Consider the following 17369-nt stretch of genomic DNA (forward strand, 5'->3'; position numbering starts at 1 on the left):
CATGAGCGAGGCACAAAGTGCTCGGGACAACTATCAGGGTGTATGGGGGCAGCGTATCGGCTTTGGTCGCGCACCGGCGCTGCTGATGATCGACTTCATGCAGGGCTACACCACGCCGGGGGCTGCGCTGTACGCCCCAGGCGTCGTCGCGGCAGTGGAACAGGCCGCAGACCTGCTGGCGCTAGCCCGCGATTGCGGCATTCTGGTGGTGCATACCAACATCCGCTACCAGCCTCCGCATTTTGTCGATGGCGGTGTCTGGGTGCGCAAGGCGCCGGTGATGAAGGACATGGTCGAGGGCAACCCCCTGGCTGCGTTCTGCGACGCCGTTGCCCCACAGCCGGAGGAGTTGGTGCTGAGCAAGCAGTACGCCAGCGCTTTCTTCGGCACCAGCCTGGCGCCGCTGCTGCACGCCCAAGGGGTGGATACCGTGGTCTTGGCCGGCTGCTCCACCAGCGGTTGCATCCGCGCCAGCGCGGTCGATGCGATGCAGCATGGCTTTCGAACCATCGTGGTGCGTGAATGTGTGGGTGATCGCCATGATGACCCGCACCACGCCAACCTGTTCGACATCGACAGTAAGTACGGCGATGTGGTTTCCCGCCAGGAAGCGATGGCGCAATTCAGGCAATTGACCGGCTGACACCGGCAGGGGGCCTACCCAATAACAATCGAGGAACGGTGCCGGAAGCACGTTCATGATCGCCTGCTGTCCGGGTGGTCGCCCCGCAGGAGCACTCGGGGTTTTTTCAGACGTGGCCTGGGCATGTCGCGTGTAGCGCGCGACGGTACTGGTGCGTCGAAAACTGCTGGCCTTAAAAACAACCACAAAGTCGCCCGCCAGGAGACAGGAAATGCCAATTGCGAATGCAACCACGGTCCATAGCGACCTCGATCAGGGCACCAAAGCGCTGTACAGCAAGATCACCTGGAGGCTCATTCCCTTCCTGTGCTTTTGCTACCTTGCCGCCTACCTGGACCGTATCAACGTCGGCTTCGCCAAACTGCAGATGCTCGAGGATCTGCAGTTCAGCACTGCCGCCTATGGCCTGGGTGCCGGGCTGTTCTTCGTCGGCTACATCATTTTCGAGGTCCCCAGCAACCTGATCCTGCAGCGCGTCGGCGCCAAGCTGTGGATCGCCCGCATCATGATCACCTGGGGGCTGTTGTCGGCGTGCACCATGTTCGTCAGCACCACCACCCAGTTCTATATCCTGCGGTTCCTGCTCGGGGCTGCCGAAGCAGGCTTTTTGCCAGGGGTGCTGTTCTACCTGACCATGTGGTACCCCACGTACCGGCGTGGGCGCATCATTGCCCTGTTCATGATCGGGCTGCCGCTGTCGAGCGTGATTGGTGGACCGATCTCGGGGTGGATCATGGGGCATTTCGATCAGGTGCATGGCCTGCATGGCTGGCAGTGGCTGTTTTTGCTGGAGGCGATCCCCAGCGTGCTGCTCGGCATTCTGACCTTCTGGGCCTTGCCCAATCACTTCCAGCAGGCCAAGTGGTTGTCCAGCGAAGACAAGGCTCAGCTGGCAGCAGACCTTGCCGCGGACGATGCAGAGGGCAAGGACAGCAAGCACAGTTTCCGTGACGGGTTCTTCAACCTCAAGGTGTGGATGCTTGGCGGTATCGATTTCTCGATCCTGCTCAGCGCCTACGCAATGGGCTTCTGGATGCCGACCTTCATCCGCGATGCAGGGGTGAGCGACACGTTTCATATCGGCCTGCTCACTGCCATCCCGAGTCTGGCCGCACTGGCCGGCATGCTGATGATCGGCGCCAGCTCCGACCGTCACCGTGAGCGTCGTTGGCACATCATCGTCCCCTTCATCATCGGCGCCATCGCCATGGCCAGTAGCACGTTGTTCAGCCAGAACCTGGTCATGACCGTATTCCTGTTCGCAGTCGCCTCGGCCGCGATCATTGGTGCGGTGCCGGTGTTCTTCAGCCTGCCGGCGACCTTCCTCAAAGGGACCGCGGCCGCCACCGGGTTTGCCCTGGCCTGCTCGGTGGCCAACATCGCCGGGCTGGTCAGCAACTCGCTGATGGGCCTGGTCACCGACTGGACCGGCACTTCCCACGCGGCGCTGTGGGTGTTCGCGGGCTGCCTGCTCCTGAGTTGCTTCCTGGTCATCGCCCTGCCAGCGAAGCTGGTAAACCGCTAGCGGTCCGGCGCTTCACGCCCGGTAGGGCAGGCGGGCCGGTGCCGGCCTGCCCACCCATTCTCAATGCAATCTGCACGTCGGCGGACGTCTGTGTCGCCGGTGGATTGCTGCTGCCCGACATTCAGGAATTGCCCCATGCACGTTTGCACTGCACCGCGTTTTTTCCCGAAAGCACGCCTGGCCGGCGGCTGCATCGCAGCCGCGCTGTGCATCGAGGCACCGGCTGAAGAGGTCGGTTTCATCGAAGGCGCCCGTGCGACCCTCCAGGCTCGCAATTATTTCTTCAGCCGAGACTACGGCGATATCAAGGGGGCGAGCACCCAATCGCGCACTCAGGAGTGGGCGCAGGGCTTCATCCTCAACGCCAGTTCAGGTTATAGCCAGGGCGTCATAGGTGCCGGTCTCGATGTGATCGGCCTGTTGGGTTTCAAACTCGACAGCAGCCCTGAGCACGCACGCTCAGGCCTACTGCCAAGCCTTGACAGCGGCACGTCCGCCGACCAGTACAGCCGCGTGGGCGCGGCGCTGAAGTTCAAGGTTTCCCAGACTGAGTTTAAGGTGGGCGAATTGATGCCCAATCTGCCTGTGTTGCTGTTCAGCGACCTGCGCCTGCTGCCGCCGACCTACCAGGGCGCAATGCTGGAGTCGCACGAATTTGCGGGGCTGACGCTCAGCGCTGGCCAATTTCGCTCCACCAGCCTGCGCGATTCGTCCAACAGTCAGAAAATGTATGCGCTGGTCAACGACCCCATCAACCCCGCGCGGTTGGCCCGCTTTACCAGTGACCGCTTCAATTACCTGGGCGCCGACTATGCCTTCAACGACAACCGCACCAGCGTGGGGGTCTGGCAGGCACAACTGCAGGATATCTACCAGCAGCGGTTCTACAGCCTCAAGCACGCCGAGCCCCTGGGTAACTGGACCTTGGGGGTGAATGCCGGCTATTTCCAGGAGCGTGAGGATGGCCGCAAGCTTGCCGGCAACTATGACAACCATGCGCTGTTCAGCCTGTTCTCGGCGAGAACGGGCGGGCATACGTTTTACGTGGGCTACCAGCAAATTGGCGGTGAGGACGGTTTCATTCAGGTGGGCGCCAATACCAACCCGATGGGTAATACCCTGCCGACCTACGAGTTCTCGGCGCCAGGGGAGCGTTCCTGGCAGGTGCGGCATGACTACAACTTCGCGGCATGGGGAATTCCTGGGCTTACCTCGACATTGCGCTACGTACAAGGCCGGGATGTCAAAACCGGGCTGGGCTTTGAAGGGCGCGACCGCGAGCGAGACCTGGACCTGGCCTATGTGGTGCAAAGTGGGCCGCTGGAGGGGCTCGGCGTGCGTGTACGCAATGTGATGGCTCGCTCCAATTACCGAACCGATATCGACGAGAACCGCGTGGTGCTCAGCTATACGGTAAAGCTGTTCTAGAAGCTGCATGCGACTTCAGGCAAGTACACAGAACGATACCTCAGGGGTGCACCTGGCCGGCTCCAAGCGACCAGGTGTACAGCCCCGCCCAGGTGCAGCGTTAAGGGTGTATCTTATGAGATTAATTATCATATGAGGATGATTATGATGTAGATTTGCGCGCACGGATTTTCACGCGCAAGGAGTCAGCCCGCAATGCCCCCGTCCATTTCCAACCCCACCACATTCACCCTTGGCCTGTACGCTTGCTTGATCTGCCCGCCATCCTTCGCCGATACCCAGGCAAGACGAGACGAGGCCGTGCTCGAGCTGGGCGCAACCGATGTGATTGCCACCGGCCTTGGCAGCGTCACCGAGCGCAGTGGCTCCTACACCACCGGTAGCATGAGCGCAGCCACCCGGTTGAACCTCTCGATCAAGGAAACACCCCAGTCGGTCTCGGTCATATCCCGTCAGCAACTGGACGACTTCCAGCTCAACAGCCTGTCCGAGGCCATGGCTCACGTCACGGGGGTCACGGTACAACGTAACGACTCGGAGCGACCGAGCTACTACTCGCGTGGTTACGCAATCACCAACTTCCAGATTGATGGCATGCTCAACACCTTCTCGGGGCTCAAGTCCGACTCGGACACCATCATCTACGATCGAATCGAAGTCGTGCGTGGGGCCACCGGCCTGACCACAGGCGCCGGCGATCCCTCGGGGACCATTGCAATGGTTCGCAAGCGCCCGACGCACGCGTTGGCGGTAAAAAGTGGCGTGAGTGGGGGCAGTTTCGACAATTATTACAGCTACCTGGACGTCGGTGGCCCGCTGGGCTGGGACGGCCGTCTGCGCGGACGCACCGTGCTGGCGTACCGCGACAACAAGTCATTCATGGACAAATACGCCACCCAGCGTGAAGTGGCCTACGGCGTGCTCGAAGCCGACCTGACCCCAAGCACCGTGCTGGCGGTGGGGTATGACTATCAGAACAAGCATGTGCAAGGGTCATCATGGGGCACGGTGCCGTTCTGGAACGCCGACGGCAGCAAAGCCAACTTGCCCCGTTCCACCAACCTCAGTGCACCGTGGTCTTCCTGGCCACTCAAAGACCAGACGGTGTTCGCTACCCTCGACCAGTACCTGGGCAACGACTGGGTGATGAAAGTGGCGTACACCCACCGGCAAAGCGACAGCGACGGAAAGGTCTACTATGGGGGCAATGGTTTCCCTGAGACCGACCGTAGTGGCATGAAAGCCTGGTACTCGCACTTCGGGGGCTCCGAGCAGATGGACGCGCTGGACTTCAACCTCGCGGGCCCTTTCCAATTGTTAGGCCGTAGCCATGATTTCATGATCGGTTACGGCGAGTCGCGACGACGCGACAGTGAACCTTATCGCCTTGGTCTGCCGGTACCCGACGGTTACGAAAATATTGCGGATTGGAAGTACATGGGGGCCACCCCTACGTTCTATGACCTCGAAACCGGGCTAGACAGCTCGCGCTCCAGCATTCGTCAGAAGGCCGGCTACATTGCAACACGCCTGAACCCTACGGATCGCCTGCATATCGTGATTGGCAGCCGCTACGGCAGTTGGCAGACGCAGCAGCGGGAGTGGGATTACGGTGATGCCCTGGAAGTCGCCGATCAGTCTACTACCAAGCAGATCCAGAATGATCAATGGACGCCCTATGCCGGCGTACTCTTCGATCTGACCGATCAGTTCACCGCCTATGTCAGCTATACCGATATCTTCAACCCGCAGACCGTGAGGGACGTCAACAAGCAATACCTTGAGCCTATCGTAGGCAAGGTTTATGAAGTGGGCCTCAAAGGCAGCCTGTTCGCCGAACGCCTGAACCTGAGCACGGCAGTGTTTCGCAGCAAGCAGGACAACGTGGCGGAACAGGACGATTCTGTGCCGCCCAATGGCAACGAGGTGTTTTACAAAAGCGGTGGCAAGGGCGTAGTTGTCGAAGGCTTCGAGGCTGAAGTTGCAGGCGAGGTGATGACCGGGTGGCAGATGAGCCTGGGCTACAGCTATACGCATGCAGCCACGGCCGAGAAAAAGCGAAAGAACACCGAGCAACCCTTGAACCTGGTGCGCTTGTCCAGCACCTATGCCCTAACCCCGGCATTGACCGTGGGGGCAAGCCTTGACTGGCAGAGCGACAATTTCAGGCTGGCCAACCGACCAGTGGGGCGCGACGGTGATCGAATCATCACGGCCAAGGATGAGATCGGCCAGAAGGCGTTTTCGGTGGTTGGGCTGATGGCGCGCTATCAGATCGATGAGCACCTGAGCGCTTCGGTCAACGTCAAGAACCTGTTCGACGAGCACTACTACAACAACGTCGGCTTCTACAACGGCGTGTACCACGGTGAGCCACGCACGATGATGGTCAGCCTGGATTGGAGACTCTGAGACCATGTGCTAGCCCGCAGCGCCCACCACCTGCGCGCTCGGCGAACGGGCGGTGGGCGCTGCTCAGACCAGGCCTTTACTCAGCGGCCTGTTCCACTGCCGGCTCGACTGCAGCCTGGCCCTGTTCTGCAGGCGCTGCGGTCTGTGCCTTGGCCTGGGCCCGCTTGCGGCGTTCCTGGTTACGCTGTTGGGCTGCCTGACGCTTGGCGTGGATCGCCTGGGCGGCAGTCACCACGCCTGCCGGCTGGCCGTTAAGGTCCAGGCGCGGGGCGTTTTCCACCATGCTGGTCCAGTAGCGGTTGCCCCGGCACCAGGTGGAAATGCCCAGCTTCAGTTGCTCACGGGTGATGCCCAGCAGCTCCAGGTGTTGCTCGGCATCCTTGAAGATGCCCTCCTTGAGCGGCACCTTCGGCGCAGGGTTGACGGGGAAGGCCAACGGGAAGTGCTTCTGCAGGGGCCAGATGGCGGCCACTGCCGGGTCCAGTTCGCGCGGCTTGGTCTTCTGGGGCGGCTTGCGCTTGGCCGGCGCTGGGGCGCTTGCCTGTTGCTGCTCTTTTTCAGCCCGCAGGCGATCCCGTAGCGCTGCCAGTTGTTCAAAGCTCATCGTTCAATTCACTGCTTCAAGGTTGATTGCGTGGTGCAAGGATATGCGATGCAGCCCCGGTGAGCAGCCCAAAAGGCACAAATCGTCGCTTTTTTTACAGAAACTCACGATGGCCTTGCTCCAGGACAGCGGTAATTGCGCACACAATGGCGCAAATACCTGCCCCAGGGGCACGGTGCAAGCTTTCCCGAAAGGCCGCAGCCCTTCTGTCATCAAGCCCTACACCTTGAACTTGGCGACCATCGCGTTCAGGTCTACAGCCAGGCGTGACAATTCCTGGGCGGCGGCGCTGGTCTGGTTCGCGCCGGCCGAGGTCTGCATCGCCAGGTCCCGGATGTTCACCAGGTTTCGATCCACTTCGCGGGCCACCTGGGCCTGCTCTTCGGAGGCGCTGGCGATCACCAGGTTGCGTTGGTTGATGGACGAAATGGCCTCGGCAATCGTGTTCAGTGCCTGACCTGCGGATTGGGCGATTTCCAGAGTACCTGAGGCGCGCCCCTTGCTGGCGTGCATGGCTCCGACTGCAGACTCGGTGCCCGACTGGATGCCTGTGATCATGCCTTCGATCTCGGCGGTCGATTGTTGAGTTCGATGCGCCAGCGCCCTGACTTCATCGGCGACCACGGCGAACCCGCGGCCGGCTTCACCGGCGCGCGCAGCCTCGATGGCAGCGTTGAGCGCAAGCAGGTTGGTCTGGCCTGCGATCGAGCCGATGACATCCAGTACCCGGCTGATCTCGTTGGCGCTGGTGGCCAACTGTTCGATTTCCTGCGAAGTGGTCGTGACATCGCCAACGAGCTGACCAATGGACTGCAGCGCATCGTTGACCCGTTGCTGACCCTCACGGGTGGTCTGGTCTGCACCTTTGGAGGCATCGGCGGTGTTGACGGCATTGCTGGCCACTTCCTCCACCGCTGCGGTCATCTGGTTCACCGCCGTGGCCGCCTGGTCGATTTCAGCGCTTTGCTGATGCAAGCCGCGGCTGGTGTCTTCGGTCACCGTGAACAGCTCTTCGGACGCCGAGGCGAGCTGGTCGGAGGCGGCAGCGATACCGGCAATCGTCTCGCGCAGGCTGTCTTTCATTCTGGACAAGGCGTGCAACAACAGCGCGGGCTCATCGCTACCCGTCACCTTGATGACCTGGTTGAGCTCACCCGAGGCTACCCGCTCGGCGACGGCCACCGCTTCGCTCAAAGGCCGCACGATGCTGCGGGTCAGCAGGATGGCCAGCGCGATCATCAGTACGATGATGCCGACGATCGTCGCCGTGATAATCGAGAAGGACTGCTCATAGGCGTCAGTACTGACCTGGGAGGCGTTGGTTGCGCCGTTGGAGTTGTACTGGGTCAGCTCGATCAGCGACTTCATCATCGCGTCGGCGTAGTTGGCCAGTTCACCATTGACCAGGCGAGTCGCTTCTGCAATGTCGTTCCTACGTACGGCGTCAAGAATCGCGTCCTGCAACGTATGGTAGGTCGCGCTTCTGGCCAGAAATGCGTCGTACAGGGCTCGGTCTCGTTCCTCTGTCGCTGTTGCCTTGTAGGTTTCGATTTGTTCCTGGTAGTGCTTGGAGATCTCCGCGATCTTGTCCAGTGTCGCGGCCCTGGCGCTGGGGCTTTCTTCCAAAACGCTGCGCAAGGTCAGTGCTCGGGCGCGGCCCAGGTTCATGCTGACCTCGTCCAGCAGCATGATTGAGGGTAACCATTCGGTGCGCACTTCGTCAGTGGCCTTGTCCATCGTGTGCATGCGGTACAACGATGCCAGCCCCAGGATCAGTACGAGGAGGGCGACCAGCGTGAAGATGACCGCCGCGCGTGTGCCAATTTTCAAGTTCCGAAAATACATGTGTAGCTCCTTGGTGTAGCAATGCTTGCTAGGCTAAGCAAGTCCAGCAGGGTGACCGTGGTAATAAGGCTGCAGCCCTCTCGTTGAAACAGCTATCGGCACCTTGGGCAATAAACTTTAAGAATAAACATAAGCAGTCTACGAACGGCGCAGTCCGCCATCCGACCGCTCAATTGAGTGACTTTCAGCAAGCAGCGAGCCTATTTTTTTCGTTACCGCGCAGTGCTGTTTAGGTAACAATTTATTTCGCATTGATCTGGATCAATCAAATGTTGATCAGATCGACCACAGGTCTTCGAAGTATTCTTTAACCCAGGTTCGGTTGAAGGCAGGCGAGTGCCGGCCTCTTGCTGTGAGCTTCAGGAACCACGGGCAGCCCCGACCCTCTTGGAAGGCCGGGACCAGGGGGCTATTGCAGCGTCTCAGGCTTAAACGCAGCCGGTAGTTGTGCCAGTGTGGTTTCGATTCGCGCTATCGATACCGCCAGTGCGCTCGCTTCTTCGTGCTTGCCTTCACCGCTGAGCTTGTCCCGCTCGCGGCGCAGGTTCAACAGGGTTTTTTGAAGTCGCAACGCCGGCTCATTGTAGTCGTCCATATAGTTCTCTTAACGAATAGCGTCCTTGCTGTTGTAGGAAAGGCTGACCGTAACAGCTCAGATCCATCCCATAAACTGATCTTTCATACAGCGGAAATGAAGCCTGAGGAAATCTCCTACATTACGCGACAAATATTCCTACAAAGAGGCCGCAAAGCAGCAACTTCCACAGCTTCTGCTAGGCTCGGAGGTTTCCGGCCAAGGAGAGGCCTGTGCATTTCATCGTGATCGAGCGACATCGCAGTGCTTACCGACGCCCCCTTCGTTTCGCTCAAGGCACGCTGCTGGAAGTGGGCCCGCGTTACGAGAGTGAGCCGGGCATGCAGGACTGGTACTTGTGCAGTTGCACGGGCCAAGAGCCGGGTTGGGTACCGGAGCAGCTTATCGAACGCCTGGATTTCAATCAGGGTAGGGCGTTGGATCACTATTGCGCCCATGAGCTGGATGTGGACCCGGGTCAATTGGTGCAGCAGTTGCATCTGCTCAACGGCTGGCTGTGGTGTCGTCGTCACGGGGATGGTGAGCTGGGATGGTTGCCTGCCGGCAAGCTCCAGCAACTGATATGAATGTAAGCGAACCAGCGGCGGGATGGACGGGTACGAAGGGTGCCTACCCTTCATCTGATCTGCTTTTTTTCTATAAACCTGAATCTGTAACCGTATCAGTGAAAAACGGAAAATGACGTCATTCCGTATCACACTGTCGAGGTTTCAATGAGCAAGCTGGCGCTGTTCCTGGGTGGTTTCCTGCTGTTGACCATCATGATCGGGCTGCTGGGAACCATTCCTCCCAGTTGATCGCATGAGCGTTTCCCTCCTTCCAGCCCGCCGGGTTCCATTGCCCAGGCGGGCTTTTGGTTTGTGCCGCAGCCCAGCGCTGCTCACCTGTCATTCTTCAAGCCTGGTGTCTTCACAGCCCCCGCTGTGCACAGCTCATTCGTTCAAGGGTCGAAGTGCGATAAGTCGTTCTCCAGGTTGGGAAATCTGTCCACAGAAAAAGTGGGTAGGTCTGTGGATAACGTGCTGCAACCCAAGCGCCCGGCGGGCTCCGTTAAATTGAGCAGAAATTGAGCAACATTTTGTCTGGCTTTTGGACTGCGTAATTGGACAGGTCCATTACACAGGATCTTTGCCTAAACCGCCTGAGCGAACGGCTTGATGTGCAGGCGTTAGTCTTGAGCTGCCGGTCGAAGCTACTGATGTCAGTGAGCGCACAACAGTAGGCTCAAATGGCTCGACGCTGCGGCTCAGCTTGCTCCACGCGATTGCGTCCCTTCGCTTTGGCCAGGTACAGCGCCTTGTCGGCGCTGGCCAGTAATGCGGTCAGGTCTGGCGTCGGCATGCCTTCGTCGCAGCCTGCCAGACCGATACTGACCGTGATCTGCAAACGCTGCCCGGCTTGCTCCACCTGAAGGTCCTGAACGGCACGGCGCAGGCGCTCGGCCGTAAATTGCGCCCTGTCCGGTGCAAGCCCTGGCACGATGATCACGAACTCCTCGCCACCCATGCGCGCGAATACTTCGCCGCTGTGCAACTGCTCCTGCAACGCATCGGCGAACTGGCGCAGCACCTGGTCGCCGACAGCGTGCCCGTGGGCATCGTTGATGGACTTGAAGTGATCGATATCCAGCATCATCAGCGTCAGTGGCAGGAACTGCTGATGCTGACGACTTTCCAGCAGTGCGTTTGCACGCTGGGTAAAGGCGCTGCGGCTCAAGGTACCCGTAAGGTGGTCGGTGGTGGCCTGGTGTGCCAAACGCGCAAGCAGGCTGCGATTGGCCTGGGTCACGCAGGCCACCACCAGCGGCCCCAATACCAGCATCGCTATGCCCAGGCGCGCAGACATCAGCGCCGTCACACCCGACTCGCTCTGCGGCACGCTGAAGTGCATGAGGCTTTGGGCTACGGCAACGATCAGTGTGCTACCGGCTGTCAGCGTCAACAACGAAACCAGAAAGGGCGAGTACGTCCAGGCACACCACAAAAGGGCGGCGATCGGAAACGCGATGGCGCCGGGGCCGCCGAACGCGATGCTGAACGCCAGCGACACCAGCATGACCAACAGCGGGGCGAGGCGAATCTTCTGGCTCCCGCCCCGCAACAAGGTACGCGCTGCCGGTGCGGTGAGCATCACCGGCAATACCAGTACCGCGGTGGAAAACTGCTCGCTGAACCACGCCAGCCAGGTGCTGCGCAGGGACTGCTCGAACCAGGGCGCGGCCATCACCGAGGCCAGGCTCGCAGCCACTGAGGCCCCGGCCGCACAGGCGCCAAATACGCACAGCACCCCATGGGGCGTGCGCATGCGCCGATGCAGGCGCGGCAAGCGCGAAAGCAATTGCCACAGGGTGACCACAACGCCCATGTTGCATAGGTTGAACCACAGCGCCGGCGCCAAGGCACTGGCACAGAGCAGGTCGGCGCCAACCATGGCCAACCACATCAGCACGAACCCGGACACTGTTGCCTGGCGTGGATAGCGCAGCAACACACCTGCCAGTACGGCATTGACTGGCCAGAACAAGGACAGGGATTCGATCGGGCGAGCCAGGATGCCGCCAATGGTAAGCGCGAAGGTCAGGCTGAACAGTGCGGCGTAGGGCAACAAGCGCGATTGGGCTGGAAAAACCATGGGCTCGACCGGCAAGCGGAAACGATATCCAGGACGACCGCTGAACGCACCTGGGGCAATTGCGCATCAGTGTGTTGTTCCGGCTAGTTGATGTCAATCTGCCCAGCTGGAAGGTTTTGCGCGTGCCGCCAACCTCACAGCCCGAAGAACCACGGCACCATGACCACCGTGACCCCCATCACCAGCAGCGTGAACGGCACCCCTATCTTCACGAAGTCCGCAAACCGATATTGCCCTGGGCCCAGCACCAGCGTGTTCACCGGCGAAGACACCGGCGTCATGAAGGCCGCCGAGGCCGCCAGCGCCACCGTCATCGCAAAGGGGTAGGGCGACGTGCCCAGCTGCGTCGCGGTCGAGATGGCAACCGGCGCCATCAGCACCGCGGTCGCCGTGTTGGAGATAAACAGCCCGATCACAGCCGTGACCGCGAACAGGCAGGCCAGCATGGCGCTGGGCCCGGCGTCGCCCAGCACATTCACCAGCGCCCCGACTGCCAGGTCTATGCCACCGGTTTTCTGCAAGGCCTGGGCAAAGGGCAACATGCCCACGATCAGGATCAGGCTTTGCCAATGGATCGAACGGTAGGCGCTGTTCATGTCGATGCAGCGGCCTGCGCCCATCAACAGGCAACCAATGAGCGCTGCTATGACATTGGGGACCGCGCCACTGACCATCAAGCCAACCATCACTGCCAGGCTCAGCAACGCCTGGGGCGCGCGCCGGCGAGCAGGTGCCACCAGATCGACCTCGGCCGGCAAGCTCAACACCAGAAAATCGCGCGGTTTGCCTTGTAGCTGGCGTACTGCCTTCCACGGCCCGACCACTAGCAGGGTATCGCCCAGACGCAGCTTTTCTTCGACCAACTGGTCTTGCACGGCCGCCTGGTCGCGCCGCAGGCCCACCACGTTGAGGTCGTAACGCGAGCGAAAGCCAAGCTCCAGGATGCTCTTGCCGATCAGTTGCGAGCCCGGCGGCAGGGACACCTCGGCCATGCCTACCTCCTGCGACTGGTCGATGAAGTAGGCGGCCTTGAAGTGCAAGGGTTCCAGTTGCATGGTCTGGCACAGGCTGCGCAGATCGTCGCGGTTGGCAAACAGGTCCAGCAGCAGCACATCCCCCTGGTGCAGCACGGTGTTGGAGTCTGGCGCAATAACGCGCGTGGTGAACTTGTGCTGACGTTCAATACCGATGACGTTGGCTCCGTGGCGGGTACGCAGCTCCAGCTCGCCCAGGGTATGGCCGATCAGCGGTGAATGGGGGCGAATGCGCAAGCGACGCTCGCGACCATTGAGCTTGTAGTCCAGAACCAGGTCCAGCAGAGTGCGCCGGGTCTCGACACGTCCGTCCTTGCGCACCTCGCCATTGAGCCAGTGTCGCGTCAGAAGCATGTAGCCCACACCCAGTACCAGGACCACCAACCCGAAGGGCGTGAAGCTGAAGAACGAGAAGCCTTGTTCACCATGGCGTACCAGTTCGCTGTGCACCACCACGTTGGGCGGGGTCGCCACCAGGCTGAGCATGCCACTGATCAGGCCGGCAAAACTCAGCGGCATCATCAGGCGGCTGGGCGAGAGCTTCAGGCGCGCAGCAATGCTCAGCACGACCGGTATGAAGATGGCCACTACCCCCGTGGAGCTCATGACCGAACCCAGGCCGGCCACCGCGACCATCAGCAGTACCAGTAGCCGCGCCTCGCTGTTGCCTGCCCGTTCGCTCATCCATTCACCGATGCGATAAGCGATACCGGTGCGCACCAAGCCTTCACCGATGACGAACAGGGCAGCGATGAGCACGACGTTCGGGTTGCTGAAACCTGCCAGCGCTTGTTCGATCGTCAGCACGCCCGACAGTGGCAACGCTACGATCACCAGCAGCGCTACGACATCCATGCGTGGACGGTTGATGATGAACAGCACGACGACAATGGCAAGCAGGGCCAGCACCCATGTCAGCTCTAGATTCATCGGGAGAGGTGTTCCTTCACACAGGGCACATGAACAATAGCCGGTAGTGTGCCACCTGAGCGTGTACGAGGTGTTGATGTATTGCAGTGTTTAACGAGGAGGGGCGACGCGGGGGCTTGCCCGGCGGGTGTCAGGCACCCGCCGGGCAATGGGTCATTTGACGTGCTGGATGGCCAGAACCACGCCATTGGTAGTTTGTACGAGGACGTAGCGATCGCCCATGCGTACCCAATGGCTTTCTTTTTCCGGTGCTGGCAGGCCTTTGGCTTTCCAGTCCTTGATGGCCGCTTCGTCGCGCTTGTATTGATCCGGGGCTTTGTCGCCTTCTTTCAGTTCACGGTTGTGGGTGGCCGAATTCTGCACGCTATCGTCGGTGGACGTTGCTGCAGTGGCGACCATCGGCAGGCAGGGCAGGGCAGCGAGGAGCAGGTAGTGCAGTTTCATGGCGGTTTCCTTGTTGCGTGGTGTTTGTGCTAGGACAGCGGAAGTCGCGCCACAATTCACTCTCGTCCATGCCAGTGCTAGAGTCGCCTCCTTCTTAATGATTTAGAGGATGGACCATGCGTGTGATTTTGCCCGTGGCCGCAGCCGTGCTGCTGGTCGGTTGTGCTTCTGCGACCATGGATGCGGCCCGCAGCGGCCAACCCACTACGCACATGAACTCGCGCAAGGCGCCTGAACGCGTTGCCCAGTGCATCCAGTACGGGTGGCAGGAAGAGCGCGTGTTCGGCCAGGACGCCAGCGGCTACCTGGAGCCGCGCAAGCAAGGCGGCTTTACGGTTTATACCCGCGAGGCCGAGACGTTCGTCGATGTCTACCCGCAGGACGGCGGTACGCGTATCGACTACTACTCACAGAACGACAACGGCGTCTCGTTGCAGCGCCGGGCGGCGGCCGCAACCTGTCTTTGATGGGTAAAGGGCAAGCCAGGGCTTTACACTTTTTTGCATCCGTACGCTGTCATGTGCGTGGCATCGGCCGCTAGCATGTGCCATCGCCCATCAAGGATGTCGCCGTGAACCCTTCGTTACAGCTGAACCAGGCCAATTGGGACGAGCGTGCACCGCTGCACGCAGCCTCACAGGACTACCAGTTCGATCAGTACGTCCAAGACCCTGCGCACCTTTCACAGACTGTCCAGTTCGACCTGCCGAGGCTGGGCAATGTCGAGGGGCAGAGGGCGGTGCATCTGCAGTGTCACATCGGCACAGACACGCTCTCGCTCGCCCGGTTGGGCGCCGATGTGTGCGGCCTGGACTTCTCCCCGGCCTCCCTGGCGCAAGCCCGGCGGCTGGCGACCCTGTGCGCTACGCCCATCGACTACCATCAGGCCGACGTGTACGGCGCAGCCCAGGTGTTACCAGCAGGTACCTTCGATCTGGTCTATACCGGCATCGGCGCCCTGTGCTGGCTCCCCCGTATTGCGCCGTGGGCACAAACCGTGGCGGCCCTGCTCAAGCCCGGCGGCCGGCTTTTCTTGCGCGAGGGGCACCCCATGCTCTGGGCAGTCAATGAGGGCCATCAGGACCGCCTGCAGCTCGACTACCCCTATTTCGAATGCGAGCAACCAACTGTATGGCAGAGCGATGAGACCTATGTGTCAACCTCGCAGCGATTGACCAACACGCAGACCCATGAGTGGAACCACGGGCTGGGCGAGTTGATCACCGCGCTGATGGCCAACGGGTTGCAGCTCACAGCGCTGGTAGAACACCAAAGCGTGCCATGGGAAGCGCTGCCGGGGCAAATGGCCAAGGGCCCGGACGGGGAGTGGCGGCTGCGCGAGCAACCGGCCCGCCTGCCGCTGAGCTATACCCTGACAGCCGTCAAAGCCTGATCAGGACAGGTAGCCACCGTCGACGTTGAGTGCCGCCCCGGTTGTATAACTGGAGGCGTCGCTTGCAAGGTACAGGACAGCCCCGGCCATTTCCTTCGGGTCTGCCACGCGCTTGAGGGGGATTTGCTGTAGCGCGGTATTGAGGATGGCTTCGTTTTTGACCAGTGCCGATGCAAACTTGGTGTCGGTCAGGCCCGGCAACAAGGCATTGCAGCGAATCCCGAACTGCGCACACTCCTTGGCAAACACCTTGGTCATGTTGATAACCGCCGCCTTGGTCACCGAATAGATGCCCTGGAACAGGCCAGGTGAAACGCCATTGATCGAGGCCACGTTGATGATGCTGCCGGCGCCGTGCTCGCGCATCAGCTTGCCTGCTTCCACCGACATGAAGAAATAGCCGCGAATGTTCACATCCACGGTTTTCTGGAATGCCGCCGGATCCGTGTCCAGCACATTGCAGAACTGCGGGTTGGTCGCGGCATTGTTCACGAGGATGTCCAGGCGTCCGAACTGCTCGCGTATACCGGCGAATACCTGCTGGATTTGCTCCAGTTCGCCGATGTGGCACGCCACTGCTGTGGCCTTGCCGCCGCCGGCGATGATGGCATCGGCAACGTGTTGGCAGCCCTCGAGCTTGCGGCTGGAGACGATTACATGTGCACCTTGCTGCGCCAGCAAGTGTGCAATCGCTTCGCCAATGCCTCGGCTGGCCCCGGAAACAAAAGCGATCTTGCCCTGAAGGTCGAACAGGTGGGTCTGCGGCATGCTGCTGGTCCCTTGTTGTCGTAAGGTGTGTTGGTGATCAGAGGCTGGACTTGGCAATGACCTGCAAGGTCATCTGCTCCAGCAGCCGGTTCATGTGAATGAATTGGGCGAAACGCTTGTCCTGGGTCTGGCCATGGAAATAGCGGAAGTAGATCTGCTGGACGATGCCGGCCAGACGGAACAGACCGTAACAGTAGTAGAAATCGAAGTTGTCCAGGTCGATGCCTGCACGCTCGGCGTAATAGTCCACGAACTGGCGCCGGGTAAGCATGCCCGGCGCGTTGCTCGGCTGACGGCGCATCAGTTGTACCGGCGCCGGGTCGTCTGCCTGGATCCAGTACGCCAGGCTGTTGCCTAGGTCCATCAGGGGGTCGCCCAGGGTGGCCATTTCCCAGTCCAGCACGCCAATGATGCGCATCGGGTTGTCGGCATCCAGGATGACATTGTCGAACCGGTAATCGTTATGCACGATTGAAGGTGTGACGTGGTCGGCAGGCATTTTCTCGCGCAACCAGGCTTTGACCTGCTCCCAGCGCGGGGCGTCGGGGGTCATGGCCTTGTCGTAGCGGCTGGCCCATCCTTCAATCTGACGTTGCACGTAACCGTCCGGCTTGCCCAGGTCGCTCAAGCCGCAGGCGTTGTAGTCCACGCGATGCAAGTCCACCAGGCGGTCAATGAAGCTTTTGCACAGCGCCGTGGTGCGTGCAGTATCGAGGTTAAGTGCAGCGGGGATGTCCGAGCGCAGAATGACTCCTTTTACGCGCTCCATGACGTAGAACTCACTGCCGATCAGGTGGGTATCGGTGCAGTACGCATAGGCCTTGGGACAGTACGGGAACCCATTATTGAGCTGGTTGAGAATACGAAACTCACGCCCCATGTCGTGCGCCGACTTGGCTTTTTGCCCGAACGGCGGACGGCGCAAGACCAGTTCTCGGTCAGCGTATTTGACCAGGTAGGTGAGGTTGGACGCACCACCCGGGAACTGGCTGACGGCGGGCGCACCGGTCAAGCCGTCAATGTGCGCCTTGAGGTAGCGGTCGATGGCTGCCAGGTCAAGCTCTTCGCCGGAGCGTACTTGCGTGGACTCGTCGGTGAGCGTCATGGGTTTTCCTTA

14 protein-coding genes and 2 pseudogenes are annotated in these 17369 nt (G+C 60.5%); 7 read left to right on the top strand and 9 right to left on the bottom strand.

Features of this window, described 5'->3' with window-relative positions:
• Window position 1: 1 nt before the first annotated feature.
• From FS767_RS05570 to FS767_RS05585, 4 genes are all read left to right on the top strand, one after another.
• The gene (locus FS767_RS05570; protein ID WP_144964503.1) at window positions 2-643 is read left to right on the top strand and encodes an N-carbamoylsarcosine amidohydrolase; all 642 of its coding nucleotides are present in this window, start codon (window positions 2-4) and stop codon (window positions 641-643) included.
• A 211-nt stretch (window positions 644-854) separates the two neighbouring features.
• A complete protein-coding gene (locus FS767_RS05575; protein WP_144964504.1) occupies window positions 855-2168 on the top strand; it encodes an MFS transporter in 1314 nt (437 codons plus the stop codon).
• Between the two features lie 135 nt (window positions 2169-2303).
• Window positions 2304-3596, top strand: a complete 1293-nt coding sequence (locus tag FS767_RS05580) for an OprD family porin (protein ID WP_144964505.1) — start codon at window positions 2304-2306, stop codon at window positions 3594-3596.
• A 195-nt stretch (window positions 3597-3791) separates the two neighbouring features.
• Window positions 3792-6008 carry a TonB-dependent siderophore receptor gene (locus FS767_RS05585; protein WP_144964506.1) on the top strand — a complete coding sequence of 739 codons (2217 nt, stop codon included), beginning with the start codon at window positions 3792-3794 and terminating at the stop codon, window positions 6006-6008.
• Window positions 6009-6084: 76 nt separating this feature from the next.
• Here FS767_RS05585 and FS767_RS05590 read toward each other — a convergent pair whose 3' ends face one another.
• The 4 genes and pseudogenes from FS767_RS05590 to FS767_RS05600 form a co-directional block, all read right to left on the bottom strand.
• Window positions 6085-6612, bottom strand: a complete 528-nt coding sequence (locus tag FS767_RS05590) for a ProQ/FinO family protein (protein WP_144964507.1) — start codon at window positions 6610-6612, stop codon at window positions 6085-6087.
• Window positions 6613-6831: 219 nt separating this feature from the next.
• Window positions 6832-7839: pseudogene (locus FS767_RS23405) on the bottom strand (methyl-accepting chemotaxis protein); the annotation flags it as partial.
• 84 nt (window positions 7840-7923) lie between these two features.
• Window positions 7924-8457 (bottom strand): annotated as a pseudogene (locus FS767_RS23410) (MCP four helix bundle domain-containing protein); the annotation flags it as partial.
• 409 nt (window positions 8458-8866) lie between these two features.
• Complete coding sequence (locus FS767_RS05600; protein ID WP_144964509.1) at window positions 8867-9052, bottom strand: hypothetical protein; 186 nt, start codon at window positions 9050-9052, stop codon at window positions 8867-8869.
• Between the two features lie 212 nt (window positions 9053-9264).
• Between FS767_RS05600 and FS767_RS05605 the strand changes: the two genes are divergently transcribed.
• A complete protein-coding gene (locus FS767_RS05605; protein WP_144964510.1) occupies window positions 9265-9618 on the top strand; it encodes an SH3 domain-containing protein in 354 nt (117 codons plus the stop codon).
• 658 nt (window positions 9619-10276) lie between these two features.
• Here FS767_RS05605 and FS767_RS05610 read toward each other — a convergent pair.
• The 3 genes from FS767_RS05610 to FS767_RS05620 form a co-directional block, all read right to left on the bottom strand.
• Window positions 10277-11698 (bottom strand): GGDEF domain-containing protein, encoded by a 1422-nt coding sequence (locus FS767_RS05610; protein ID WP_144964511.1) that lies wholly within the window; start codon window positions 11696-11698, stop codon window positions 10277-10279.
• A gap of 119 nt (window positions 11699-11817) precedes the next feature.
• Entirely contained in the window at window positions 11818-13647 is a 1830-nt protein-coding gene (locus FS767_RS05615) for an SLC13 family permease (protein WP_144964512.1), read from the bottom strand.
• A 153-nt stretch (window positions 13648-13800) separates the two neighbouring features.
• Window positions 13801-14091: an RcnB family protein gene (locus tag FS767_RS05620; protein WP_058603420.1), complete on the bottom strand. Its 291-nt coding sequence runs from the start codon at window positions 14089-14091 to the stop codon at window positions 13801-13803.
• A gap of 116 nt (window positions 14092-14207) precedes the next feature.
• Between FS767_RS05620 and FS767_RS05625 the strand changes: the two genes are divergently transcribed.
• Both FS767_RS05625 and FS767_RS05630 read left to right on the top strand, forming a co-directional pair.
• Window positions 14208-14558: a hypothetical protein gene (locus FS767_RS05625; protein WP_144964513.1), complete on the top strand. Its 351-nt coding sequence runs from the start codon at window positions 14208-14210 to the stop codon at window positions 14556-14558.
• Window positions 14559-14662: 104 nt separating this feature from the next.
• Window positions 14663-15484, top strand: a complete 822-nt coding sequence (locus tag FS767_RS05630; RefSeq protein WP_144964514.1) for a bifunctional 2-polyprenyl-6-hydroxyphenol methylase/3-demethylubiquinol 3-O-methyltransferase UbiG — start codon at window positions 14663-14665, stop codon at window positions 15482-15484.
• On the opposite strand, the gene FS767_RS05635 is transcribed toward FS767_RS05630, so the two are convergent.
• Both FS767_RS05635 and FS767_RS05640 read right to left on the bottom strand, forming a co-directional pair.
• Entirely contained in the window at window positions 15485-16252 is a 768-nt protein-coding gene (locus FS767_RS05635) for an SDR family oxidoreductase (protein ID WP_144964515.1), read from the bottom strand. It abuts the gene before it with no gap.
• A gap of 37 nt (window positions 16253-16289) precedes the next feature.
• Window positions 16290-17357, bottom strand: a complete 1068-nt coding sequence (locus tag FS767_RS05640; RefSeq protein ID WP_144964516.1) for a phosphotransferase family protein — start codon at window positions 17355-17357, stop codon at window positions 16290-16292.
• Between the last annotated feature and the right edge of the window lie 12 nt (window positions 17358-17369).

Origin of the sequence: Pseudomonas sp. DE0010 (genome assembly GCF_007680745.1) — a bacterium.
GTDB lineage: Bacteria > Pseudomonadota > Gammaproteobacteria > Pseudomonadales > Pseudomonadaceae > Aquipseudomonas > Aquipseudomonas parafulva_B.

What these genes read in the sequence shown, in the direction of transcription:
- FS767_RS05620 (WP_058603420.1), bottom strand. Translation starts at nt 14,091, where the DNA reads ATGAAACTGCACTACCTGCTCCTCGCTGCCCTGCCCTGCCTGCCGATG.
- FS767_RS05615 (WP_144964512.1), bottom strand. Translation starts at nt 13,647, where the DNA reads ATGAATCTAGAGCTGACATGGGTGCTGGCCCTGCTTGCCATTGTCGTC.
- FS767_RS05580 (WP_144964505.1), top strand. Translation starts at nt 2,304, where the DNA reads ATGCACGTTTGCACTGCACCGCGTTTTTTCCCGAAAGCACGCCTGGCC.
- FS767_RS05570 (WP_144964503.1), top strand. Translation starts at nt 2, where the DNA reads ATGAGCGAGGCACAAAGTGCTCGGGACAACTATCAGGGTGTATGGGGG.
- FS767_RS05575 (WP_144964504.1), top strand. Translation starts at nt 855, where the DNA reads ATGCCAATTGCGAATGCAACCACGGTCCATAGCGACCTCGATCAGGGC.
- FS767_RS05625 (WP_144964513.1), top strand. Translation starts at nt 14,208, where the DNA reads ATGCGTGTGATTTTGCCCGTGGCCGCAGCCGTGCTGCTGGTCGGTTGT.
- FS767_RS05635 (WP_144964515.1), bottom strand. Translation starts at nt 16,252, where the DNA reads ATGCCGCAGACCCACCTGTTCGACCTTCAGGGCAAGATCGCTTTTGTT.
- FS767_RS05640 (WP_144964516.1), bottom strand. Translation starts at nt 17,357, where the DNA reads ATGACGCTCACCGACGAGTCCACGCAAGTACGCTCCGGCGAAGAGCTT.
- FS767_RS05585 (WP_144964506.1), top strand. Translation starts at nt 3,792, where the DNA reads ATGCCCCCGTCCATTTCCAACCCCACCACATTCACCCTTGGCCTGTAC.
- FS767_RS05590 (WP_144964507.1), bottom strand. Translation starts at nt 6,612, where the DNA reads ATGAGCTTTGAACAACTGGCAGCGCTACGGGATCGCCTGCGGGCTGAA.
- FS767_RS05600 (WP_144964509.1), bottom strand. Translation starts at nt 9,052, where the DNA reads ATGGACGACTACAATGAGCCGGCGTTGCGACTTCAAAAAACCCTGTTG.